Annotated in this window: 5 protein-coding genes and 2 pseudogenes; 3 read left to right on the plus strand and 4 right to left on the minus strand. The window is 34.2% G+C overall.

What is annotated here, in order from left to right:
• Positions 1-82 (minus strand): annotated as a pseudogene (locus tag CER22_RS34245) (YolD-like family protein); the annotation flags it as partial.
• A 205-nt stretch (positions 83-287) separates the two neighbouring features.
• Here CER22_RS34245 and CER22_RS30550 point away from each other — a divergent pair.
• A complete protein-coding gene (locus tag CER22_RS30550; protein WP_088610455.1) occupies positions 288-1,145 on the plus strand; it encodes an MBL fold metallo-hydrolase in 858 nt (285 codons plus the stop codon).
• 293 nt (positions 1,146-1,438) lie between these two features.
• Positions 1,439-1,915 (plus strand): YndM family protein, encoded by a 477-nt coding sequence (locus CER22_RS30555; protein ID WP_142293610.1) that lies wholly within the window; start codon positions 1,439-1,441, stop codon positions 1,913-1,915.
• A gap of 35 nt (positions 1,916-1,950) precedes the next feature.
• On the opposite strand, the gene CER22_RS30560 is transcribed toward CER22_RS30555, so the two are convergent.
• Positions 1,951-2,466 carry a DUF3231 family protein gene (locus CER22_RS30560; protein WP_002007904.1) on the minus strand — a complete coding sequence of 172 codons (516 nt, stop codon included), beginning with the start codon at positions 2,464-2,466 and terminating at the stop codon, positions 1,951-1,953.
• 294 nt (positions 2,467-2,760) lie between these two features.
• Entirely contained in the window at positions 2,761-2,973 is a 213-nt protein-coding gene (gene sasP, locus CER22_RS30565; RefSeq protein ID WP_046959866.1) for a small acid-soluble spore protein, SasP family, read from the minus strand.
• Positions 2,974-3,219: 246 nt separating this feature from the next.
• Here sasP and CER22_RS30570 point away from each other — a divergent pair, with 246 nt between their 5' ends.
• On the plus strand, positions 3,220-4,353 hold the full coding sequence (locus CER22_RS30570; RefSeq protein ID WP_088610457.1) for a zinc-dependent alcohol dehydrogenase: 1,134 nt from the start codon (positions 3,220-3,222) through the stop codon (positions 4,351-4,353).
• A 247-nt stretch (positions 4,354-4,600) separates the two neighbouring features.
• On the opposite strand, the pseudogene CER22_RS33980 reads toward CER22_RS30570, so the two are convergent.
• A pseudogene (locus CER22_RS33980) lies at positions 4,601-4,681 on the minus strand (YolD-like family protein); the annotation flags it as partial.

Raw genomic sequence — 4,681 nt, forward strand, 5'->3', positions numbered from 1 at the left:
CATCGGTACAAGTAATCGTCTTATTTAATGGATTTATATCAGCTACTGTTATGTAATTTTTATATAAGTACACATTAAAATATTAAGATAAATATTTTATTAACTCATCACCCTCCTCAAAAAAAATTGTAGAAACTATTATATAAATTCATATGTCTCCACCTTAATTCTAGGACTTAATTTTTTTTTGTAATCCCCCACTAATTCTTTTTTCAAATGTCCCAAAATGGATTCGAGAAATTAGGGAACTATAATGTCGTATTGAAACATATTAAGGGGGATAAAAGGTGAACAAGGAAATGAATTATGGAAGTGATTACAAGTTTATTCCAGCAACTTCAATTGAAAGTGGTCATGGCCTTGAAGTATTGCCTGATTTATTTTGTTACACGATTCAAATCGTCAACATATGTTTTGTTGGAAATCCGCATACCAATGATTTTGTTTTAGTTGATGCTGGAATGCCTAAATGTGCAAATGAAATTATCTCCGTTACTGAGAAGCGATTTGGTACAAATAGCCGCCCAAAAGCAATTATTTTAACTCATGGGCATTTTGATCATGTTGGAGGAATAATTGAACTCATTAAGTATTGGGATGTTCCAGTCTATGCCCATCAACTGGAGATACCGTTCTTGACTGGACAACAAAGCTATCCTGAACCAGATCCAACAGTTGAAGGTGGTATGGTAGCCAAAATGTCTCCCCTGTTCCCTAATGAACCGATTGATTTAGGAAATAGCGTAAAAGTACTACCTACCGATGGAACTGTTCCCCCTATGCCAGAGTTTAGATGGATTCATACACCAGGGCATACTCCTGGGCATATTTCATTATTCCGAGAAAAAGACCGAACTTTAATTGCTGGGGATGCTTTTGTTACAGTGAAACAGGAATATCTATATAAAGTATTTACTCAGGAACAGGAAATAAGCGGCCCCCCTCGTTATTTAACAACAGACTGGAAAGCCGCTAAAGAATCAGTCATTAAATTAGAAAAAGTAAAGCCTCTGGTCGCTATTACTGGACATGGGATACCAATGTCCGGTGAATTGCTATCAACAAGCCTCAAAACACTCGTTCAAGAATTTGATAAAATCGCTGTACCCGATTATGGAAAATATGTAGACAAAAAGATACATTAAACATAAAAATACTTTTTCTTCTTATATTTAAGAAACAAAATCAAAACAGAAAAAATTATTAAGTTTAATATAAAAACAATGCACTTAGGCAACATCTCTATTATAAGAATGGAACTACACCTTGTGAATAAAACTTGATACTCCGCAAATACTATACGTAGTATAAGCCTGCTTTTTACCCAGGTTGTACTTCTTACCATTAAAGGGTGATTAAAACGGGTTACGCTATATAGCATAACCCGTTTTTTATGAAATATTTTATTCCATATACGTTTAAACAATGGAGGAAAATGATGAAACATATTGTTGCTTTATTAATTAAATACACAGCGATAACTGCAGTATTACTAATGGTACTCGGTATCTTTCAAGGTATTTCAATTCCTAGAGTATTACTCATTTCTCTTTTCCTAACAGGAGCTGCCTATTTAATCGGCGATCTCTTCATTTTACCTAAATACGGAAATATGATTGCTACAATGGCAGATTTCGGCTTAAGCTTCTTCGGCATTTGGCTACTAACATCCTTATTTACGAATTTAGATGCTACTCGTAATATTGGCCTGTCTTCATTTATTGCCGCGTTAATTATTGGCGGAATAGAGGTTTTCTTCCATATTTATATGAAGAGATTAGTACTGCGTAACGACGATGAATTAAGAAATCATAATCATATTCATCATGATAAATATGCTATGGAAATGTCAGATGAATATATGGATTCTTCTACAATAAATAAATCCAAAGTTGAGGATACATCTAAAAAATAAAAAAGTGGCCAATGCCACTTTTTTATTTTTGTTTCTTAAGCTTGATCAGAATTTCTTACATGTAACGGAGGTGGAACTACCCACCCTTTTTTCTTACTTAAACGCAGCAAAGTTACACCTGCTTGCGCTTTTTTCATATGAAATTGTCCGAATAGCATCCCTACATCTTCTCGAAGACATTTTCCCATCACTTGACTACATGTCACAAGTCCAGCTGCTAATCCTGTAGCAACAGCTGCTGCTATTTCAGCATCATTAATACGCGCTCCTGGAGGAATATCTTCGATAGATGCAACTGGTCGTTCTGGAGGAGCAGGAGGTAAAGCTACGCCATTAACCTTTAAAAGAGTTTTTAACTCTTCTATTTCCGAGTTCATATCATTTTCAATTAAGCTTTCTAAAAACTTCTTCAAATCTTCGTCACCTGTGTGATTCATAAATACTTGATGGCTTGCAATTGCACCTTGTGCAGCGAGAAGATAACTCCAAATATCAAATACTTCTCCGTAATGTAACGGTTCATTTTGAGGATTTCCACTTAATATACCCATTTTTAAATTCCTCGCTTTCGAAAATATCATAATAAATATTGATTTCAATATTGAAATCAAATTTTTAAGTATGCTTTTTCCTGCAAAAGATTTTCTACTATGCATGGAAAACACCTTTCCAACACCGCGTGTTTATTGTTTAGGAAAGTAGTTTACAAATAAAATACTCAAAGATTATGAAAGAAGATTATCAATAATCTTTGAGTGAGAATCCATTTACTATAAGGGTTTTTATTTTTATACATATACAAAAGAAATTGATTTACATATCTGCTACATTGTATTTCAATTTACTTAGCGGTTAGCTCTACCACCAAGTTGTTGTTCAGCCATTGCTACTAAACGTTTTGTAATTTCACCACCAACAGATCCGTTTGAACGAGCTGTTGTATCTGCACCAAGTTGTACACCAAACTCTTGTGCAATTTCATATTTCATTTGATCAAGAGCCTGTTCAGCACCTCGAACTAACAATTCATTACGACTTCCACTATTATTGTTTGTCATATCGTTTCACCTCCGATTTTTTTAATATGCTACAAATTATGAAATAATAATTATCCTTTTTGTGGGAATTAGATTATGAATAAATATTGAGTTTCTTCTTAAAATAGGGCAAAAGATATAAGAAAGAAGAGTTGCTATAACGTACTTTCATAACAACACTATGTATAGATTTCTCTTTACTAAAGATTTCTGTTTTGCCAAGAGATACATATAAATTATGAAAAATGATTCCTAAGGAGATATGTGATGAAAGCTGTAACCTATCAAGGACCAAACCAAGTACAAGTTAAACAAGTGGATGATGCAAAGTTAGAGAAAAAAGATGATATTATTGTAAAAATTACTTCAACCGCTATTTGCGGTTCTGATTTACATTTATATCAAGGGAACATGCCGTTACCTGAAGGGTATATTATCGGTCATGAGCCAATGGGCATTGTTGAAGAAGTTGGGCCAGATGTTACAAAAGTAAAAAAAGGAGATCGTGTTGTTATCCCCTTTAACGTTGCTTGTGGACATTGTTTTTATTGCCAACATGAAATGGAAAGCCAATGTGATAACTCCAATCCTCATTATGATTCTGGTGGATACTTTGGTTATACAGAGAAATTTGGTAACCATCCAGGCGGACAAGCAGAATATTTAAAAGTTCCTTTTGGAAATTTCACTCCATTTGTTATACCAGAATCATGCGAGCTTGAAGATGAATCTCTACTGTTTTTATCCGATGTTTTGCCAACAGCCTATTGGAGTGTAATAAACGCAGGTGTTAAGCCAGGTGATACTGTTATCGTCCTAGGTTGTGGCCCTGTTGGATTAATGACACAAAAATTCGCTTGGATGCAAGGAGCTAAGCGCGTAATCGCAGTCGATTACTTAGATTATCGGATACATTATGCAAAAAAGATTAACAATGTTGAGGTATTTGAGTTTACAAAATTTCCTGATATGGGAGAACATTTAAAGGAAATCACACATGGCGGTGCCGATGTAGTCATTGATTGCGTGGGCATGGATGGGAAGAAATCGCCACTAGAATTCCTGGAACAAAAATTGAAATTACAAGGTGGAACTCTCGGGCCTATTCAAATTGCTACGAAAGCCGTAAGAAAATACGGAACGGTTCAAATGACGGGTGTTTATGGCGGCAATTATAATGCTTTTCCACTCGGGGCATTTTGGGTTAGAAATATTAATCTTAAAATGGGACAAGCACCTGTTATTCATTTTATGCCAGAACTATTTGAAAAAATAACAAACAAAGAATTCGATCCAAAGGAGATTATTACACACAAAATTCCCCTTGAAGAAGCGAGCTACGGTTATCAAATTTTTAATAATCGTGAAGATGATTGTATAAAAGTCATTTTGAAACCTTGAAGATACAATTTTTTATTAAATTCTAAGTAGCTATTACCCCCATTTTCATCTCATATCAAAAATAGTTATTTCCAAAAAAATTGTATTTTAAGGTAGCAATCAATTGGTAAAAAAATCATTAAAGTATTAAGTAACAAATGTCAAATAAGCATAGTCCCGGATTAAAAGATATGGATCTTTAAGATCATTATGGCCAACTATTTATTCATGGTTGGCCATAAACCTTTATATGGATTCCAGTTACACTTTAGTCCACTTCCATTACATCACCAAACTTAAACATTCTTTGATTACGAAAAGCATCGGTACAAGTAATCGTCTTATTTAA

Source organism: Bacillus sp. K2I17 (assembly GCF_002209985.1).
Lineage (GTDB): Bacteria > Bacillota > Bacilli > Bacillales > Bacillaceae_G > Bacillus_A > Bacillus_A wiedmannii.